14 protein-coding genes are annotated in these 19,721 nt (G+C 56.2%); 8 read left to right on the forward strand and 6 right to left on the reverse strand.

Annotation, left to right across the window (positions count from 1 at the left end; genetic code table 11):
- The first annotated feature begins 203 nt into the window (after positions 1 to 203).
- Positions 204 to 791, forward strand: a complete 588-nt coding sequence (locus tag G7069_RS07545; protein WP_166295930.1) for a hypothetical protein — start codon at positions 204 to 206, stop codon at positions 789 to 791.
- Between the two features lie 320 nt (positions 792 to 1,111).
- Positions 1,112 to 1,771: a response regulator transcription factor gene (locus G7069_RS07550; RefSeq protein ID WP_166295933.1), complete on the forward strand. Its 660-nt coding sequence runs from the start codon at positions 1,112 to 1,114 to the stop codon at positions 1,769 to 1,771.
- 74 nt (positions 1,772 to 1,845) lie between these two features.
- Here G7069_RS07550 and rne read toward each other — a convergent pair whose 3' ends face one another.
- Positions 1,846 to 4,785, reverse strand: coding sequence for a ribonuclease E (gene rne, locus G7069_RS07555; protein WP_166295936.1), 2,940 nt, complete (start codon positions 4,783 to 4,785; stop codon positions 1,846 to 1,848).
- 362 nt (positions 4,786 to 5,147) lie between these two features.
- Between rne and G7069_RS07560 the strand changes: the two genes are divergently transcribed.
- Positions 5,148 to 6,113, forward strand: coding sequence for an RluA family pseudouridine synthase (locus G7069_RS07560; RefSeq protein ID WP_205758702.1), 966 nt, complete (start codon positions 5,148 to 5,150; stop codon positions 6,111 to 6,113).
- Here the strand turns inward: G7069_RS07560 and G7069_RS07565 are convergent, their stop codons facing one another.
- Entirely contained in the window at positions 6,114 to 6,455 is a 342-nt protein-coding gene (locus G7069_RS07565) for a 4a-hydroxytetrahydrobiopterin dehydratase (RefSeq protein ID WP_166295942.1), read from the reverse strand.
- 90 nt (positions 6,456 to 6,545) lie between these two features.
- Here G7069_RS07565 and G7069_RS07570 point away from each other — a divergent pair, with 90 nt between their 5' ends.
- Both G7069_RS07570 and G7069_RS07575 read left to right on the forward strand, forming a co-directional pair.
- Positions 6,546 to 7,139: an NfuA family Fe-S biogenesis protein gene (locus G7069_RS07570; protein WP_166295945.1), complete on the forward strand. Its 594-nt coding sequence runs from the start codon at positions 6,546 to 6,548 to the stop codon at positions 7,137 to 7,139.
- A gap of 14 nt (positions 7,140 to 7,153) precedes the next feature.
- Positions 7,154 to 8,809: a hypothetical protein gene (locus tag G7069_RS07575; RefSeq protein ID WP_166295948.1), complete on the forward strand. Its 1,656-nt coding sequence runs from the start codon at positions 7,154 to 7,156 to the stop codon at positions 8,807 to 8,809.
- Positions 8,810 to 8,862: 53 nt separating this feature from the next.
- Here the strand turns inward: G7069_RS07575 and G7069_RS07580 are convergent, their stop codons facing one another.
- Positions 8,863 to 9,330: a cytochrome c gene (locus G7069_RS07580; protein WP_166295951.1), complete on the reverse strand. Its 468-nt coding sequence runs from the start codon at positions 9,328 to 9,330 to the stop codon at positions 8,863 to 8,865.
- Between the two features lie 8 nt (positions 9,331 to 9,338).
- Positions 9,339 to 9,611, reverse strand: a complete 273-nt coding sequence (locus G7069_RS07585; RefSeq protein ID WP_240912668.1) for a c-type cytochrome — start codon at positions 9,609 to 9,611, stop codon at positions 9,339 to 9,341.
- A gap of 233 nt (positions 9,612 to 9,844) precedes the next feature.
- Here G7069_RS07585 and G7069_RS07590 point away from each other — a divergent pair, with 233 nt between their 5' ends.
- From G7069_RS07590 to G7069_RS07600, 3 genes are read left to right on the forward strand one after another with little or no spacing between them, the layout of a single operon-like run.
- Entirely contained in the window at positions 9,845 to 11,002 is a 1,158-nt protein-coding gene (locus G7069_RS07590) for an efflux RND transporter periplasmic adaptor subunit (RefSeq protein ID WP_240912511.1), read from the forward strand.
- A gap of 2 nt (positions 11,003 to 11,004) precedes the next feature.
- Positions 11,005 to 14,475, forward strand: a complete 3,471-nt coding sequence (locus G7069_RS07595) for an efflux RND transporter permease subunit (RefSeq protein WP_166295957.1) — start codon at positions 11,005 to 11,007, stop codon at positions 14,473 to 14,475.
- 5 nt (positions 14,476 to 14,480) lie between these two features.
- Entirely contained in the window at positions 14,481 to 17,582 is a 3,102-nt protein-coding gene (locus G7069_RS07600) for an efflux RND transporter permease subunit (RefSeq protein WP_166295959.1), read from the forward strand.
- A gap of 28 nt (positions 17,583 to 17,610) precedes the next feature.
- Here the strand turns inward: G7069_RS07600 and G7069_RS07605 are convergent, their stop codons facing one another.
- Positions 17,611 to 18,813 carry a TraB/GumN family protein gene (locus tag G7069_RS07605; protein WP_166295962.1) on the reverse strand — a complete coding sequence of 401 codons (1,203 nt, stop codon included), beginning with the start codon at positions 18,811 to 18,813 and terminating at the stop codon, positions 17,611 to 17,613.
- Positions 18,806 to 19,690, reverse strand: coding sequence for a carbon-nitrogen hydrolase (locus G7069_RS07610; RefSeq protein ID WP_166295965.1), 885 nt, complete (start codon positions 19,688 to 19,690; stop codon positions 18,806 to 18,808). Before G7069_RS07610 ends, G7069_RS07605 begins: the two co-directional genes overlap by 8 nt.
- Positions 19,691 to 19,721: the final 31 nt, after the last annotated feature.

Genomic DNA, 19,721 nt, shown 5'->3' on the forward strand with positions numbered 1-19,721 from the left:
ATTGTTCAATTAAGCATCAATCGTGCAGCTACCCACAGCGGGTTAAATAGGACCAAATCAACCCCGGATGGCGAATGGTTTCAGTTTCAGACCGCAATTCTTGGAATTGTGGGCGGAAGGTCAAATGCTTGGAACGGGTTATATACTCGATCTGGGTGGCGTCGAGATTACTGCGGATGAGAAATCCAATATCGCGTTTTGCAATGAGGGTTGACAAGAATCGCCTCACGTATCGCCATTCAAAAAGAGTTATTGCTTGGCAACAAAAGTTGCTTATTGCATGCGGCCTGAGTCTCACTATTTCTTCAGCAGCAAGCACTCTTCCGACAGATGATCGCTGTGATTCCTTGACGCTCGCAAAAATTCTCGTCTATGAACCTTGGTCTAAGATTCAAAAGAGGTTAGAGGATGCAGGGATACGTTTTCATGAAGAGGCGGGTTATCGTTTCATAACGATTAGTGCAGATACGCAAGATGGCAGCATCGAAATACGAAAACGAGTTCATACAAATCACTCACAAGATGAATCGCCCGAGATAGAACAAGCCGTCTACGATTTCCGTTCCGACCGATGTGTCCCGATCGAAAAACTTCGAACACCGGGTTGGGAAAAGTATGTGGTGGCTTTAACCCCTGAGGCAATTGGTGAGCCTTTTTATGGCTATTCTCAAAAGCTTGAAAAGCTCGAGAAAAAAGTCGTATACCTTCGAAATCCCGTTGAGCCGAAGTGCATTTCGCAGATTGTTGTGAGCTCTAGCCGCGTGCGATGGAATTCGTATCCGATCCGTTGAGAACTGTTTTTCTGCGGCCTTCCCGCACTTAGTGAGCGATGTTCAGTCGATGAGAGTTCGATCCAAATCTGATCGGGAAAGTAGTTTGGCAAACAGCGCCTTTAGACTTGCCAGTTCCCAACTACTGGAACATCCGTGTCTTATTAACTGAATTGCCCCCTCTTTGATTTTGAAACTAGCCATAACCGTACGTATTGGTTTGTTTTTTTCCTACAAGCGGCATGCGAATCAGATGTTTCCTACAAGCAATTTGCCGCTTTTCCATTGTGTTTCTGTGACGCGTATTCCAAACTCTTTGAACGTTCTGGGGAGAGGCTTGAATGGCAATACGTGTTTTCATGCTGGAAGATCACACGCTCGTGCGTTCGGGAATACGCATGATGCTCAAGGCAGAAGCGGATATTGAAGTTGTGGGCGAGGCGGAGTCTGGGGAGGCTGCGCTGCCATTAATCAGAGCTTTGAAACCCGATGTCCTGCTGTGTGATATCCATTTGCCCGGGGTGAGTGGGTTGGAGGTCACGGAGCGCGTGACGCGCACAATGCCAGAAACCAAGGTGGTTGTGGTGTCTGTGATGGAGGACGGCCCGCTCCCCCGTAGGCTTTTAGATGCAGGCGCTTGCGGCTACGTAGGGAAGGGCGGTGATGCTCGCGAGCTGATTCGCGCAATTCGCGATGCCTTTAAGGGCAAGCGTTTCCTCGCAACCGCCGTGGCGCAAAACCTTGCCTTGGACAATGTGAAGAAGGACAAGTCCCCGTTCGATGCCTTGTCGCGCCGCGAGATTGAAGTGGCGCTGCTGCTAGTACGTGGTATCCGCCAGGAAGAGATTGCACGTCGTCTCAGCCTGAGCGCCAAGACGATCAATACGCACAAGTCGCGTGCCTACGACAAGCTGGGCATTAAAGATGTTGTTGCGCTGGCACGTATGGTGTCGCAACATGGGCTGGGGGATCCGAGTCAGTCGTTGCCAAACAACTTCTGAGAATTCCGGGGAGTGGAAACTGAAAAGGCGCAATCAAATGATTGCGCCTTTTCTTTGTTCAAGCCCGTAGCTGATTAGGCTTCGGATGTGTCATCCGGGCTTTCAATCTTCGGCGCAGGTGCCGTCGAATTGCGGAAGATGCTGTTGGATGGGTCCGCGAGGGACACAGCAATCGCCTGAGACAACGACAACGCCGGCAACGGTTCCGGAATGCGCGTTTGATTCAGACCCATGCCACTTTCCTTAGCAACCTCAGCGGCGGGTGCTTCAACGGCTTGAACCGCTTCGACTTCAGCCAGCGCTTCGACGGCAATCTCTGCGGGCGCTTTGGCCACGATTTCGACAGTTTCAATCGGCGCAACCGTAGGTGCGTGTTGCGCAGCCGCAGCAGCTGGCACTTCTGCTTCAGTCGGCATGTCCATGACTGCGTGTTGCGGCGCAACGGCTTCTGCATTGCTTACGGGATGGACAGTTTCGGTCGCTACCGTGGCATCAATGTCTGTGCTAACCGTAGTGGGCGCAGCTTCCACGCTCAGACTCGGTGCGGTCGGGGCCGGAGTTTCGACATGCTTCACTTCGGCAACGACTGGGTTGGCAGGTGCCTCGATGTCGTCGAATTCGAACTCGGGCTGGCTGCCGCTATCTGCAACGATGTCATCGCCATCATCGAGACCACCTTCAGCGCCTTCGTTCGCAGCGCCTTCGCCACCACGACGGCGACGACGTCCACCGCGACGTCCGCGACGACGCTTCGGTTTGTCACCATCTGCAACCACTTCGTCCGTCGTCACATCGGTTTGTGCCGAAATCTCGGCGGCCACTTCGGTGCTGATGGCTGCATCGTTCGCAGGTGCGGGCGATGCCTCGACAACAGCAGGGCTATCCACTTCAACTGCAGTGGTTTCAACAACCTCGTTCGCAACATTCGCTGCGGCTGCTTCATCCTGGCCACCGCGGCCACGACGATTGCGGTTGCGGCGACGGCTATTGCGGCCTTCTGCGTTTGCGGTCTCTGCGTTCGGTGCGGCGTCGTCTTGTGCGTTCGTCACTGCATGCGACTTTTGCACCGGCGCCTTCTCGCTTTGAGCAGGCTTCGGTTGTTGCGCACGTTGCTCTTGCTTTTGGCGTTGCTCGTTGGAACGGTTGCCTTGCGCGTTTTCATCACGCGCAGGTTTCTGACGATCACCGCCGCGGTCATTGCGGTCGTTGCGGTTATTGCGATTACGGTTGTTGTTATTTCCGCCGCGATTGTGGCCACGTGATTCGTTTGAACCGTTCGATTTCGGCGTGGCAACCGGTGCCGCTTCTTCACCCTTCAATGCATCAATAATGCGGCCGAGCAAGCCTTTGCGCGGCTTGGCAGCAGCCTTCGACACTTCTTGAACCACTTGTTGCGGTTCGCGCAACGGTGCAGGTTGATCCGGGCGCACAGCCTTAACCGCCGGTGCGTCCGGCATGTTCAAGTTCTTCTTGGTGAGTGCGTAAGTCGGCAACTTACGCGGCGTACCACGTTGGTAGCTCGGGCGGTTGGACTCTTCGCCCATTTCGTTTTCGCGCAGACGCGTCACTTCGTAGTGCGGCGTATGCATTTGCTCATCAGCAACGATCACAATCGGTGCGCCATGACGACGCTCGATTTCCGCCATCGCATTGCGCTTCTCATTCAATAAGAAGTTAGCGATGTCGACCGGTGCCTGCACCAGCACTTGTCCGGTGTTGTCTTTCATTGCGTGTTCTTCAGCGACGCGGATGATCGACAGCGACAACGATTCGATGCTGCGCATACGGCCGTGGCCTTCGCAACGCGGGCACACGATTTGGCTGTTTTCACCCAAGGACGGACGCAAGCGCTGGCGGCTCATTTCCATCAAGCCGAACTTTGAAATGCGGCCCAGCTGTACGCGCGCACGGTCTGAACGCAAGGCATTCTGCAGACGGCTTTCGACTTCGCGTTGGTGCTTGGTCGAATCCATATCAATGAAATCGATAACCACCAAACCGCCAAGGTCACGCAGACGCAACTGGCGTGCCACTTCTTCGGCGGCTTCCAAATTGGTTTGGAAAGCGGTTTCTTCAATATCGCCACCACGCGTCGCACGTGCAGAGTTCACGTCGACTGCCGTCAGGGCTTCAGTTTGATCAATGACCAACGCGCCGCCGGAAGGCAGGCGCACTTCGCGCTCGTACGCATTTTCAATCTGCGATTCGATTTGGAAGCGGTTGAAGAGCGGTGTGTCGTCCGTGTAGTGCTTCAGCTTGCGCAGGTTATGCGGCATCACTTGTTCGACGAACTCGCGAGCCTCTTCGTACATTTCCGGCGTATCGACCAACACTTCGCCAATGTCTGGGCGCATGTAGTCTCGCAGGGCACGAATAATCAGACGTGATTCTTGGTAGATCAAGAACGGCGAGGGCTTCGACAGCGAGGCCTCGGTGATGGCACGCCACACCGACAACAGGTAGTCGAGATCCCACTGCAGTTCTTCAGCATCGCGGCCAACGCCCGCAGTACGAATGATGACGCCCATGCCATCGGGGATCGTCAGGGCATCCATCGCCTTCTTAAGCTCGGCACGGTCGTCACCCTCAATGCGACGCGACACGCCACCGGCGCTCGGCGAATTGGGCATGAGGACCATGTAGCGGCCAGCCAACGAGATAAACGTGGTCAGGGCAGCGCCCTTGTTGCCGCGTTCTTCTTTATCGACTTGAACAACAATTTCCTGGCCTTCTTTCAGCAACTCACGAATGTTGCCGCTGCGGTGGTCGACACCTTCAACGAAGAAGCTCTTGGAGATTTCTTTGAGTGGCAAGAAGCCATGGCGGGCTGCACCGTATTCAACGAAAGCCGCTTCAAGCGACGGTTCGATGCGGGTGATTTTGCCCTTATAGATGTTTGATTTTTTTTGTTCTTTGGACGGTTGTTCGATGTCGATGTCGTACAGATTTTGGCCATCGACAATTGCGACACGCAGTTCTTCTGCCTGTGTCGCATTGATGAGCATGCGTTTCATTGTGCGTTCCTCGCGCTACCATGCGCGCCAACGCCGGGCGTTCCTGCCTCTGAACAACGAAATCTCTGCGCAAGCGCGTATTTCGAGTCGTTCAGCGCTACAACACCACGGCATGCCGCGGGAGCGCTTATCCTTGTTTTGATGAAGCCGACGTAGCGCAGAGCGCACGCACGGCACGAATGGGTTCAACTACAGGCCGACATGGCCCGACTAAACTCGCTGGCGCCGCCAGTCCGGTTAACATGTCCACCCCTAGGGTGGTGGTTCCGTTACTGAGCGGAACTTCGTACAGTGGGCTTTCGGCCGCAACTGTGGCGAAAAACAGCCATAAAGTTTCGTATCCGGAGTGTAACAGAAAGCCCATGTCAGATTCAGCTTTGTCAGCGCCGCGCGGCGTGCGTATGGTGACGGTTCCGGAGGATCGGGACGGCCAAAGGCTGGACAACTTCCTCTTGGGCCAGCTCAAAGGTGTGCCCAAGTCATTGATTTACAAGTTGCTGCGTTCCGGCCAAGTGCGGGTGAACGGTGGTCGCGTTAAGCCTGAGCGCAAGCTGCTGGCGGGCGAGGTCGTGCGGATTCCGCCCATCTCAGTCCCAGATGAGAACGCAGAAAAGCCTGATGTGGCCCAAGGGCTGCTCAAGGCGCTGGCCGCAGCCATCGTGTTTGAAGACAACCGTCTCCTGGCGATCAACAAGCCATCCGGATTGGCAAGCCACGGCGGCAGCGGCATCCGTCACGGCGCGATCGAGGCCATGCGCAGCCTTCGCCCGAACGACAACCTCGAGCTCGTCCACCGTCTGGACCGAGACACCTCGGGCTTGCTGATCTTCGCCAAGAAGCGTTCAGCCCTCCGCGAGCTTCAAGCCCTCCTGCGTGAAGACCACGGCGCCGGTATCGAGAAAAAGTACATGGCCCTTCTGATCGGCCGCATGCCGGACGGCACGATGGATGTCGACGCCCCTTTGCACGTTGGTTTGCGCCAAGGTGGCGAGCGTCATGTGCAAGTGAACGCGATGGGCAAGATATCCATCAGTCACTTCAAAGTGCTGCAACGGCTGGACGGGCATTCTTTCTGTGAGGTTCGGATTGATACCGGCCGCACGCACCAAATTCGCGTCCATGCCCAGCACATTGGTCACGCCGTTGCGGGTGACGACAAATACGGCGACGAGTCCGTCAACAAGCGCTTGAAGACCAAGTACGGCCTCAAGCGTCTGTTTTTGCACGCAGCCTCGATGCGCTTCTTCTTAAATGAAGGCCGCGATGAGTACCTATTGGACGCGCCGCTCGCCGGAGACTTGCGCAGCGTCCTAGACAAAATGGCTTGATTAGCGCGTCAGTGCGTCGGCCTTTGCCGCGCAAATAAAGTCGTTCTCAGACAGACCGCCCACATCATGGGTGGAATAACGCACCACACATCGGTCGTAATGCACACCTAAATCAGGATGATGGTCTTCACGATGGGCGATATGCGCCAAGGCGTTCACGAATGCCATCGTCTTGTAATAGTCAGGGAAGGTGAACGTGCGTTCGATTGCGTGACCGTTTTCAATGACTGACCAATTTTCAAGCTGCGTCATCAAATTGCGGATATCGACGTCGCCCAAGCGGTGTTCCGCCCCCTTCTTGGCGACGCAGTGGGCTTGCAGGAGGGGAACTAAGTCGATCATGCCGTGTCTCTCTGTATGCGAGTTAAAACCCATTCGGGCGCAGATTCAGATGAAGTCTCGATCTGGCCCCGTGTCGTTAGAATACCTTTCATGATCGAAATCACCGAATCCGCACAAGCCCACTTCCGTCGATTGTTGGAAAAAGAAAGCATGCCGGACATCGGCGTTCGCCTGGCTGCAGTGAATGCAGGCACGCCGAAAGCCGATGTGTCGCTCGTGTTTGCAGGTCCGGGTGATCTGGACGGCCAAGAATGGGCGATTGATTGTCATGGCTTCACGTTGTGGGTGGATGGCGCCTCGGCGACCGCACTCGACGGCGCACGCATCGACTATCTGACACAAGGCATGGGCGGACAGTTGCAAATCCGCGCACCGAAAATTAAGGGTGAAGTACCCGGTGAAGGCGCGTCAGTGATTGAACGTGTTCGTCATGTCATGACGCATGAAATCAATCCCATGTTGGCCAGTCACCGCGGTAGTGCGACGCTCGAGTCGGTTGATGCAGACGGCGTGGTCTATTTGCGTTTCGGTGGTGGTTGCCACGGCTGCGGCATGGCCGATGTCACGCTGAAGCAAGGCATCGAGAAAACGTTGAAGGAGCGCGTACCCGAAGTCACCGCGGTGCGTGATGCCACTGACCATGATACAGGCGCGGCGCCTTATATGCCGCGCACGGGTCACTGAGCACAGCGCCCTGCATGTTTACGCCTGAAGGTTTGGCTGAAGCCCTCAAACATTCAAGACGTAAGCTGAAATCAATTCGGCCTGAAACACAGGCAGCAGATTTAACGCGCGTCCACGCGATTTTGGATGCGCGTCCCGCGAGCGCGCCTCAGCCACACTTCAAACCTGCAGGTCTCAGTGATGTGTTTGCCGCTCGAGCGCCCAAGGCCGCCGCGCGCAGACTGCCAGAGCTCACGCGCTGGCAAGCGTTTAGGCGCTTGTTCAATCAAGAGTGGCTTCCGCCGGGCCCTGAAGACCGCAAGTTACGAATTTCAGCGGGTTTCATCAGTGTCCTGACGAATCTGTTTTTCTTCGCGATGTTGTTGTGGTTGATGTACGTCCGATTCTTGATGCCGCCTCGTCCGGATTTGAGCGAGAGCATTCGCGTTCAAATCATGGGGGCAGGGGCGCCTGAAGAAGAAGGCGGCGGTGCGCCAGAACAGGCCGGCGATCTTCAAGTGGCGTCTGCGCAATCGCAAGCGACCAAGTCAGCCGTGAATGCAGCAGAAAGTGACGCAAAGTCCGAAGCGCAAACCGAAGCTTTGATGCAAGAAACTATTGAAGCGACGAGCGTGCCTTTGGCGCAAGCGACGGTGCCAACCAGCACGTCTGTGACGCAGCCCATCCAGCATGTGGAGCAACCAGAGCAGACGCAGCAAATTGATGCAAGTCGACCTACGCCCAATGAAACGAGCTATCGCGTCCCTGATTTGAAGCCGATGCCACTGCCTGCGCAAAGGGCGGCGGAACTGAAGGCAGAAGCTTTACCGGAAGTCGCCTCTGTGCCAATGCCGGCGGAGCCCGAGGCACCGCGCGTTTCAATGCCGAATGCGCGCATCGCGCCCGTCACGCAAACGCCTAGAAGCCTGCAGGCCTCTGATCTCAGCGGTGAGCTGAAGTCATTGCCCAATCCCGCGCCGTCGACAGGTACGAGCGCCGGACAATCAGACACCGCGAGCAGCACAACAGCCAGTACGACGCAAGGCAAACAAAACGCTTCGGTCAACGCGGCACCCGCCACGGCGGTTGGTAATAAACAAGGTGTGGCAGAGAATGCCAAGGGCGCGGGTGCTGCAAACTTGCCCAAGCAGGGCAGTGTCCCAACACCTTTGAAGGGTGATGACTGGGGCGCCGCGAAAAAGAACGTTGCGGGCACGGCAAAAGGCGGCGAACGAGGAAACGGTAAAGCCGGGGGTGCCACGGGTGGCAACACGGCCAGCATCTTTAACGCAGACGGCAGTGTCCGTTTGCCAGACCAATTCAAAGCCAAACCACCCGATCCCTATAAAGAAGGCTCTTGGCTAAAACGCCCGGGCATCGTTGTGCAAGACACGGTCTTCAGTAAGTATTGGATTCCACCGGGCACCTTGCTTGAGGAATGGGTGCGCAAAGGCATCAAGGCGATTTCCATTCCGATTCCAGGCACCAACCTGGTGTTGAACTGCCAGATCTCCCTCCTTCAACTAGGGGGCGGCTGTGTGCCGGGCTCGGGCAAAAATGGGCCCAAAGACAATCCTGCGAGCGCGCGACCGCCGCCGGATATTCCGTTCAAACCTGAGTTGTTTGAAGATCAAAGTGTTTTAGGACCGCCAAATGCGGACGAGAAGGCCAAGCCCGTACCCACGCCTTGATATCACCCAATAAAAAAGCCCGCTTTCGCGGGCTTTTTTTGTATCGATGCAAATCAATGCTTGCCAGCAAGGTCGCCTAGGTGACCCGGTTGCGACGAGAAGTAAGCGGCCAGATCAGAAATCTGTTGATCGCTCAGTTCCTTCGTTTGCAAGCTCATGATCGCGTGGTCGCGCTCACCGTCGCGATACATGATCAGCGTGTGCGCGAGGTAATCGCCGTACTGACCTGCCAAATTCGGGGTCGCGGCGTCGATCGGCTTGGCGCCGCCCGGGCCGTGGCAGCTGACGCACTTGGTTTCTGCGATTTCTTTGCCGGCGGCAATGTCCGGTGACGGCAAGTTCGCCAGCGAACGCGAAGAAATGTTCTCAGCCGCAGCTTCGTGCGCTTTTTCTTCAGCACTCTTGGCTTGTTCGGCGTGCGATTCCGCGGTGGCGTCTTTGTTACCGCTGTTGCCGCAAGCGGCGAGGCCCAGCGATGCGAATGCAATGAAGCAGGCGAGTTGAATACGGTTTGCTGTCATTGGGCGGCTCACTTCGTCTTAATGCTGGACAGGTAGGCGGCAAGGTTCGCCAAGTCTTCATCGCTGAAGCTGGCGGCCTGTGCCTGCATGGTGGCGTGCTTGCGTTTGCCTGCCTTGTAATCCTTCAGCGCATTCAGCAAGTACTGATCCGTCTGACCGGCGATACGCGGAATGTGGTAGCTCGGATACGCATTCTTATAGCCGGTGATGCCGTGGCAACCGTGGCAGGTATAGGAGATTTCCTTACCGCGCTGAAGGTTGACGTCGGCGGCTTGCGCCATGGTTGGGATGGCGAGTGTCAGACAGATGGCAAAGCAAAGCTTTCGCATGATGAATTCTCTTGCGCGGGGCGCGGACGCCCGTGGGTATTCAGTGGGCAAGTATAGCTCGACCTCGCATTCAAGTCCCGCAGACCCATGACCTGTGGCAGATATGACCTCTGGCACGATGGAATGAAGGCAAGGTGTTATATCTTGCCCATACACCTCGATTCAATATTCCTAGGCACATCTCTATGCGCGTCGAAAAATCTCTCGGTACCTTCACAAAAACCCGGTGGGCGATCTTGCCGTTGGCACTCGCTATCGGCGTATCAGCTGGCATCGTTGGCTGTAAAAAGGGTGGGCCAGAAGGTGCCGCAGGCGGTCCGGGCATGGGCAAAGATGGCAAGCCGCAAGAAACCATCGTGTCTGTCGAAGTGGCGCGTGTCTCTCCGCGTCCCATGTCGGCCAGCTTCAGTGGCACGGCGGCACTAGAGGCGCGCAATGAGGCGCAAGTGGTCGCCAAGACCTCCGGCATTGCGCAACGTGTCTTGGTGGAAGAAGGCCAGCGCGTGAGTGCAGGTCAGTTGCTGGTGCAACTTGAAGATGCGCAGCAAAAATTGCGTGTGCAGCAGTCGTCTGCGCAAGTCATGAAGCTGTCTCGCAGCTTTGAGCGCGCGCAACAACTTGCGACGCAAAAGATGGTCAGTGCAAACGACGTCGATCAACTCCGCTTCGATCTTCAAAATGCGCGCGCCGCGTTGAATATGGCCAAGCTCGACTTGAGCTACACGCGTGTTGTGGCGCCGATTTCGGGCGTTGTCGCGTCGCGTTCAATCAAGACGGGCAACCTCGTTCAAATCAGTAATCCGATCTTCCGCATCGTCGATACAAATCGCTTGGAAGCCACGTTGAATGTGCCTGAGCGTAACGTCGACGTCATTCGCGCAGGTCTGCCGGTGCAATTGAGTTTGGATGCGGTGCCGGGTCAGGTCTTCAATGGCACCGTGGCGCGTGTTTCACCCGTGGTTGATTCTGGCAGTGGCACGTTCCGTGTCGTCGCGGCCTTCAACGATTCGGGTGTCTTACAGCCGGGTATGTTCGGACGCATCAACATCGTGTTCGACCAAAAGGCGGACGCGCTCGCGATTCCGCGCTCAGCCTTGTTGGAAGATGAAGGCGAAACTGCCGTCTTTACCGTTCGCGGTGACAAAGCGGCACGCGTCAGCATCAAGACAGGGTATGCCGATGGCGAATGGATTGAAGTGGTCTCGGGCCTGAAGCTCAATGACCCGGTCGTCACCGCAGGTAAGGCGGCGCTGCGTGATGGCGTCAAGGTCCAGGTGATCAACGGCGGCAAAGTTGTCGCGCCCGCTTCAGCACCTGCTGCGGCTGCCGGCAAGACGCCGTAATCATGAGCACCTCTGATGCTATCGCCACGCGGACTGAGGCCCTGAAGTCGGGCTTAATCGAGTTCGCAACTCGTCGTCGCGTCACGATCGCGATGTTATGGGTCACCTTGTTCCTGTTCGGCATGATTGCGCTGCGGGACTTGAAAGTGAACCTCCTGCCTGATCTCAGCTATCCGACGCTGACAGTTCGCACGGAATACACCGGTGCTGCGCCAGCGGAAATCGAGACGCTGATTTCTCAGCCCGCGGAAGAAGCGCTGGGTGTCGTCAAAAATGTTCGCAAGCTTGAATCCGTATCGCGTACGGGTCAAAGCGACGTGGTGCTTCAATTTGCGTGGGGCACCAATATGGATCAAGCGGGCCTGGACGTCCGCGACAAAATGGAAGCATTGCAGTTGCCATTGGATGCAAAGCGTCCGGTCATGCTGCGTTTCAATCCATCAACCCAGCCGATCATGCGTCTTGCGCTCGCGCCGAAGGTCTCAAAGCCGGGCGCCGATGGTATCGACACTCAGCTCGTCGGTCTGCGTCGCTTTGCTGACGACGATTTGAAAAAGAAACTGGAAACCGTCGCAGGCGTGGCCGCTGTCAAAGTGGGCGGCGGACTTGAAGATGAAATCCAAGTCGATATCGACCAGCGCAAGCTCGCGCAGTACGGCTTGTCCATTGATACGGTGATCAATCGCCTCAAGGCGGAAAACGTCAACGTGTCCGGCGGTCGATTGGAACAAGGTGCGCAACGCTACCTCGTTCGTACGGTCAATCAGTTCCAAGACGTCGACGCGATTCGCAACATGTTGTTGACCGTGCAATCCGCAGGCAACAGTTCCTCTGCGGCTGCGGCAGCACGCATGGCGCGCATTGCAGCGGCGTCGGGCTCTGCTGAAGCGGTTGCGGCAGCTTCCGGTTTGGATACGTCGGGCGGTGTCGGATCGACCGTGCCGATTCATTTGGGCGACATTGCAACGGTCACGCAGTCTTGGAAAGAACGCGAGTCGATCATTCGATTGGATGGCCGCGAAGCAATCGAGCTCGCGATTTACAAAGAAGGTGATGCAAATACCGTTGCAACGGCAGATGGCTTGTTGGAGCGCTTGAAGAGCGTTCGCAGTCAGCTGCCGCCAGAAGTTGAACTTGTCACGGTCGAAGATCAAGCCGTGTTCATTCGACATGCCATCAGTGACGTGAAGTTGGACGCCGTGATTGGTGGTCTGTTGGCCATTCTGGTCATCTTCTTGTTCTTGCGCGACGGCTGGAGCACGTTCGTCATCTCGTTGGCGTTGCCGACGTCAATCGTCACGACCTTCTTCTTCATGAGTCAGTTGGGGCTTTCACTCAACGTTATGTCGCTGGGTGGTTTGGCGCTTGCAACCGGCTTGGTCGTCGATGACTCCATTGTGGTGCTCGAATCGATCGCAAAGGCGCGTGAACGGGGCTTGGGCATTCTGCAAGCGGCCGTGACCGGCACGCGAGAAGTGGGCATGGCGGTCGTTGCATCGACGCTGACCACAATCGCTGTGTTCTTGCCGCTGGTCTTTGTGCAAGGCATCGCAGGCCAACTCTTCCGCGATCAGGCATTGACCGTTGCGCTGGCAGTGGCCATTTCCTTGGCAGTCTCCATGACCTTGGTGCCAATGCTGTCTGCGTTGAAGGCCAAAGACGTCGAGTCGTATCCGGAAGAGCCGCCGCACGCACAGTGGCAACCGGAAAAGAAATGGCAAAAGCCGATCGCGACAGCGAACCGCGGTATTGGTACGGGCTTCGGCGCCATTGGTTACGGTTTCGCGTGGGTGGTGATGCGCGTTTGGAATGGCGTGTCACGCGTCGTCGGCCCCGTCATGCGCAAAGCCAGTGATGTGGTCATGGCGCCATACAACCGTGCAGAGCGCATGTACCTCGACATGTTGCCAAAGGCCATGGGTAAGCCGGCATTGGTGCTGACCGTTGCCGCCGCGATGTTTGTGCTGTCGATGGGGATCCTGCCATTCCTCGGCGCGAACTTGATGCCGCAATTGGCGCAAGATCGTTTCGAAATGACGGTGAAACTCCCGCCCGGGACGCCGCTCGCAACAACCGATGCCTTGGTCCGCGACCTGCAGAACAAGCACGACGAGGAACCCGGTATTTCAACTTTGTTTGCTGTCAGTGGTACGGGCACGCGTTTGGATGCAAACCCCACTGAAAGCGGCGAAAACATCGGCAAGCTGTCTGTGGTGATGGCGAACGGTGGCAATGAAAAGGTCGAAGCTGATACCACCGCGAAGCTGCGTGAATCGATGAAGCTGCATCCGAATGCGCAGGTCGACTTCGCGCGTCCCGAACTGTTCTCGTTCTCGCCGCCGCTCGAAATTGAAATTGAAGGTGACAACCTCGACACCTTGAAAGTCGCAGGTCAAAAACTAGCCGCACTCCTTCGCAACAATCCGCATTACACCGACGTGAAATCAACGGTTGAGCAGGGCTTCCCTGAAATCCAAATTCACTTTGACCAAGCACGTGCTGCAGCCTTGGGTCTCACCACACGTCAAATCGCCGACATCGTGGTCAACAAGGTGGCGGGGAATGTCGCGACGCGTTACAGCTTCCGTGATCGTAAGATCGACGTGCTGGTCCGTTCGCGTCCTGAAGATCGCAATTCGGTTGAAGCGATTCGCAATCTTGTCGTGAATCCAGGAAGTGGCGCGCCTGTCACTTTGGCTTCGGTGGCGGATATTGTGGAAACCACGGGTCCTTCAGAAATCCATCGTGTGGATCAACGTCGCGTCGCGATCATTTCCGCAAACTTGCAAGACATCGATCTTCAAGCCGCTGTGCGCGAAGTGAATGACATCGTTGCCAAGAATCCGCTGGATCCGGAAACAGAGCTGCATATTGGCGGTCAAGGTGAAGAGTTGGGTGAGTCCTTGCGTTCCTTGCTCTTCGCGTTTGGCCTGGCCGTGTTCTTGGTGTACTTGGTGATGGCGTCGCAGTTCGAATCGCTATTGCATCCGTTTGTCATCTTGTTCTCGATTCCTTTGGCGTTGGTCGGTGCGGTGCTCGCGCTCTTCTTGACGCGTTCAACGATTTCGGTCGTGGTATTCATCGGCTTGATCTTGTTGGTGGGCTTGGTGGTGAAGAACGCCATCATCCTGATCGACAAGGTCAATCAGTTGCGCGAAGAAGGTGTGGCCAAGCGTGATGCCTTGGTTGAAGGCGCACGTTCGCGCTTGCGCCCGATCATGATGACCACGCTATGTACGTTGTTCGGCTTCTTGCCGCTCGCGATTGCCACGGGCGAAGGCGCTGAAGTGCGCTCGCCGATGGCCATCACGGTGATGGGTGGTCTGCTGGTTTCGACTTTGCTGACCTTGATCGTGGTGCCGGTGATTTACGACTTGTTGGATCGCAAACCGGACAGCTTCTACAAGGAACGGGGTGACCGCGCACGCGCGGTGATTGCGGCCGGCGAAGCCAACGCGGCAGAACACGGGTAATCGCCATGAGCTTGTCCGAATTCAGCATCAAGCGGCCTGTCACCACGATCATGCTGTTTATTTCGATGGTCGTGGTCGGGCTGATTGCCGCGGTGCGTTTGCCGCTGGAAATGATGCCCGATATGTCGTTCCCCTTTGTCTTCGTGCAATTGCCGTATGCCGGCTCGACGCCTGAGGAAGTGGAGCGCAATGTCGTGCGGCCGGCGGAAGAAGCCTTGGCAACCTTGAGTGGTGTGCAAGCACTGCAATCGAGGTCACAGGCGGACAACGGCTCGGTGATGGTGTTGTTCCGCGATTGGAGCAAAGACGTTTCCATCGCCGCGTCTGAAGCACGCGAGCGATTGGATGCGATTCGCGACCAGTTGCCGGACGATTTCCAACGCTATTTCGTTTTCCGCTGGTCGGCCACGGATGAACCTGTGGTCACGCTGCAGCTCACCAGTGACTCAGATTTGCGCACGCAGAGCGAAATGATTGAGCGCGAGTTCAAACGTCCGCTGGAACGCCTGCCGGGTGTGGCCAAAATCGAAGTCGAAGGTGTGCCGAACCAAGAAGTCGAGGTCGCCGTCCAGCCGGATCGTCTATCGGCTGCAGGCTTGGCCTTGAACGACTTGGTGAACAAGCTGTCGTCTGCGAACTTCTCGGTGTCTGCAGGTCAGATCGACAACGGCGGCATGCGCTATCGCGTGCAACCGATTGGCGAGCTCAAGAGCGTAGAGATGTTGAGCAACATGGTGATAGCCGCAAATGGCACGCGCCTGGGCGATATTGCCGACGTCAGAATGCGCGACCAGCGTATGAACTATTCGCGCACAATCGACGGCAAGCCCATGGTGGCCATCGATATCTACAAAGAGCGCGCCGCGAACATCGTGGACATCAGTAAGCGCGTACGCGAAGCGGTCAAGCTGATCGAAGCCTCGCCGGAAATTAAGGGCATTACAGTCGATATCACCGACGACCAAGGCGAAGGCGTCATCAGCTCGTTGATGGCCTTGGCAGAGGCGGGTGCAATCGGTCTCGTGTTGTCGATCTTGGTGTTGTACTTCTTCCTACGCCATTGGCCATCGACCTTGATGGTGACGCTGGCGATTCCGATCTGTTTCATCATGACTTTGGGCTTTATGTACTTTGCCAACGTCACCTTGAACATTTTGACGATGATGGGCTTGCTGCTCGCCATCGGGATGCTCGTCGACAATGCCGTGGTTGTGGTGGAAAGCATTTACCAAGAGCGTGAGCGCTACCCGGACAATCCGATGTACGCCTCTGTCATCGGTACACGACACGTGGCCATCGCGCTCACCGCCGGTACCCTGTGTCACTGCATCGTGTTTGTGCCGAATTTGTTCGGCCCACGCAACATGATCACCATTCAGATGTCTCAAATCGCCATCACGATCTCGGTGTCTTTGCTGGCGTCTTGGTTGGTGGCCGTCAGTTTGATTCCGATGTTGTCGGCGCGGATGAAGACGCCGCCAGCAGTTAATTCCAAGTCCGGCATGATTGGCCGCTTGCAGACGCGCTACGCGAAATTGCTGCGCTGGACCTTGGAACATCGCGGCAAGAGCATCATGGCCATTCTGCTCGTCACCTTGATCAGTGTCGTGCCGATGATGATGACGAAGAAAAGCATGTTCGATGCCGATGATCCGGCAGAGATCGAAATGTTCTATAGCTGGAACGGTTCGTACTCGAAGGATCAAATGGGCGAAGAGGTGAAGCGCGTTGAAGACTTCATCAACAAGAATCGGAAGCGTTTCAAAATCACTGAAGTGTCGTCGCGTTACAGCGAGCAAGGCTGGGGCCGAACAACGCTGAAGATTGATGCCAAAGACGCCAAAGTCACCAGCGAAATTCAAGAGCAAATCCGCAAGGAAATGCCGAAGTCAGCGCGCGCCAAGATCGGTATCGGTCAACAAGATGGCGGGCAGGGCGGCATGGGCCAAGATGTGCGGATCCGATTGGTGGGCGATTCGACGCAACGATTGGAAGATATTTCCAAGGAAGTGATTCCGCTCTTGTCCGCACAAAAGGAACTGCGCGACGTACGCATTGATACGGGCGACCGCAACAGCGAAGTGGGCATTACCGTCAATCGTGAGCGCGCTGCCAACTACGGTTTCAGTACGCAAGATGTCGCGCGCTACATCGGTATCGCCTTACGTGGCTCGTCATTGCGTGAGTTCAATCGCGGGGCGGAGCAAATTCCGGTCAACGTGCGATTTGAAGGCGCAGAAGAGTCCACACTCGAGCAGCTACGCTCCTTCATGGTGACGGGTTCAGACGGACGTCAGATTCCGTTGATGGCGATGGTGGATGTGGGCGTGTCTCCTTCGGCGACACAAATCCAGCGTTTGGATCGCCAGACGTCTCTGCAACTGACTGCCAATGTCTCGCCAGGCTCGAATCAAGACGAGGCGAAGAAGGCGATGATCAAGGTGCTGAAGGACTATAGCTTCCCGCCGGGTTACAGCTACTCAGAGAAGGGTTTCGGTCTCAACATCGGTGAAAAGGAAGCCATGGCGCAGATGGGCTTCAATCTGCTGATCGCGCTGGTCATGATTTATGTGGTGATGGCTGCGGTGTTCGAATCACTCTTGTTCCCAGCCGCCATCATGAGTGGTGTGGTGTTCTCGATCTTCGGCGTGTTCTGGTTGTTCTGGTTGACCGGCACCACGTTCAACATCATGGCGTTTATCGGCATCTTGGTGCTCATGGGTGTGGTGGTGAACAACGGCATCGTGATGATCGAGCACATCAACAATTTGCGACGTCGCGGTCTGAGTCGCACCGACGCATTGGTTGAAGGTAGCCGTGAACGATTGCGCCCGATTCTGATGACGATGGGTACGGCCATCCTGGCGATGATTCCGATTGCGGTGTCCAACACGCAAATCGGCGGTGAAGGTCCGCCTTACTTCCCGATGGCACGCGCCATTGCGGGGGGCTTGGCATTCTCTACACTTGTGAGCCTATTGTTCTTGCCGACGATTTACGCCTTGCTCGATGACTGGCGCACCAAGAGTGGCAAGAAGTGGGCTTGGGCGCGTGATTGGAAATGGCGCGGTCGTAGATCGAAATTGCCGCCGCTGCCGGCCAGCTAAGATCGATTAACGCGAAAGCGCCTGCACCTCAACCAAAGAGGTGTTTGGCGCCTCGTGCAATGGCGATCCACTCGCCGGCCATCATGCCGAAATTGGTCATCATGAAAACAAGGACGACCCGACACACACGGTTCGAATACCAGCCCTTAAGCGTTTGCGCATCGTTACGCAAAGACAAAAAGTCCGCATAGGTTGGATTGCGTAGCTTCAATTCAGTCAGACCACTAAACATTCCGGCAGGCATGCCTGGACGGAACGGTTTGAAGGGCGCGACAATCGCCGCAACGATGATGGAAAAGGGGTGCGCCGCTGCAATCGCTGCGCCCAACGCGGCGAGGCCGGCCGTCCATGCACTCCAAAGAATGATGAGATCCATGCCTTTGCTGATGCCGCCGTGTGTGAAGCCCCAAACAATGCCGCCAATCACCAAGGCAGAAATGATCAGGGTGACCCACGGGATCTTGCGCTTCTGAACGACGTTATCCAGCTTCGGAAGAATGTCTGCGGGTGCAGTCGTTTCTTCCTTCAAGTATTTCGCGATGCCTTTTAGATGCCCTGCGCCAACGACGGCAAGCACGCGGCGCGCGCCGTCGATCTGGCGCAACTTGGCCGCCATGTATTGATCGCGCTCATCAATCAAGGCTGAGAAAAGCGCGGGGGATTCTTTGGCGAAGTCGCCAAAGCTGGCTTCCAGCATGTCGCCTTCTTTCAGGTTCTCGATATGCGATTCGCTGACTTCTTCATCCGCGAAGAGTGACGTGATCATGCCGCCGCCGATCTTCATTCTGTCCCAGAACTTCAGGCCCTGCATGGCGCGTTTAAACGTGATGCCGATCTCTCGGTCAATCAATTTCACCGGCAAGTTCAAGGCGTCGGCTTCGGTCGACGCAGCTTTGAGTTCCGCGCCAGGCTCGATGCCCAGTTGTTCTGCGAGACGCCGTTGATAGGCAGCGAGCGCGAGGTTTGCAGCGAACATCGCCACCTTGTTCTCGCGCATCACCTTGGCAAGATCCAACTTCGCCATCGCATCCGGATTGAACAGCGCATCGTGGCGTTGCGGATCTAGCTCGATGGCAATGCAATCAAACTCGGCAGATGAGACCGCTTCACGCACCGCTTGTGTGCTTTGATGCGACACATGTGCGGTGCCGAGCAAGGTGTAGTGAACGCCATCGCGCTCAACTTCGGCGATGGGTTGGTTGCGCCATTGCGCGAGTTCGGAATCAGTCACGGAAGCGTTTCGTCAAATCGCCGTAGGCATCAATGCGACGGTCACGCAAGAACGGCCAAATGCGTCGCACGTGTTCGCTGCGCTGCATGTCAACGTCCACCATCAAAAGCGTTGGTTGATCGCCGGCTTCAGCCAGCACCTCACCTTGCGGGCCCAACACATGGCTATTGCCCCAGAAGTCGATGCCTGACGCGCCAATCGGCGAGGCTTCGTGGCCGACACGATTGCAAGATAAGACAGGCAAACCATTCGCTACTGCATGACCGCGATGACTCAACACCCATGCATCACGTTGGCGTTGCTTCTCTGCGTCGTCGTCGTCGGGGTCCCAACCGATAGCGGTCGGGTAGAGCAAGAGGTCCGCACCCGCGAGCGCCATGAGTCGCGCGCCTTCCGGGTACCACTGATCCCAACATACCAACACGCCCAAGCGGCCAACGGAGGTATCGATGGGTTCGAATCCGATATCGCCGGGCGTGAAGTAGAACTTCTCGTAAAAGCCCGGGTCATCTGGGATGTGCATCTTCCGATACTTACCAGCGGTAGAGCCATCCGCATCAAACACAACAGCAGTGTTGTGATACAGACCCGTTGCACGTTTCTCAAACAAAGAGCTCACCAAAACAACGCCATGTTGTTTTGCCAACTTGCCAAGGCGTTCCGTGCTCGGGCCCGGAATCTTTTCTGCCAAATCGAATTCGCTCACCGATTCGTGTTGGCAAAAGTAAGGCCCGTTGTGCAGCTCTTGCAAGAGCACAAGTTTCGCGCCTTGCTTTGCCGCTTCCGCAACGCGGTCTTCGATCACCGCGAGATTGGCATCGGCGTCGCCTTGATTGCGTTCTTGAACCAGAGCTACGGGAAGTTGTGCGTATTTCATTGCGGGTAATCCGTCAGTGTTGCGTCGGTTA

It is taken from the genome of Lysobacter sp. HDW10 (assembly GCF_011300685.1).
Taxonomy (GTDB): domain Bacteria; phylum Pseudomonadota; class Gammaproteobacteria; order Xanthomonadales; family Xanthomonadaceae; genus Solilutibacter.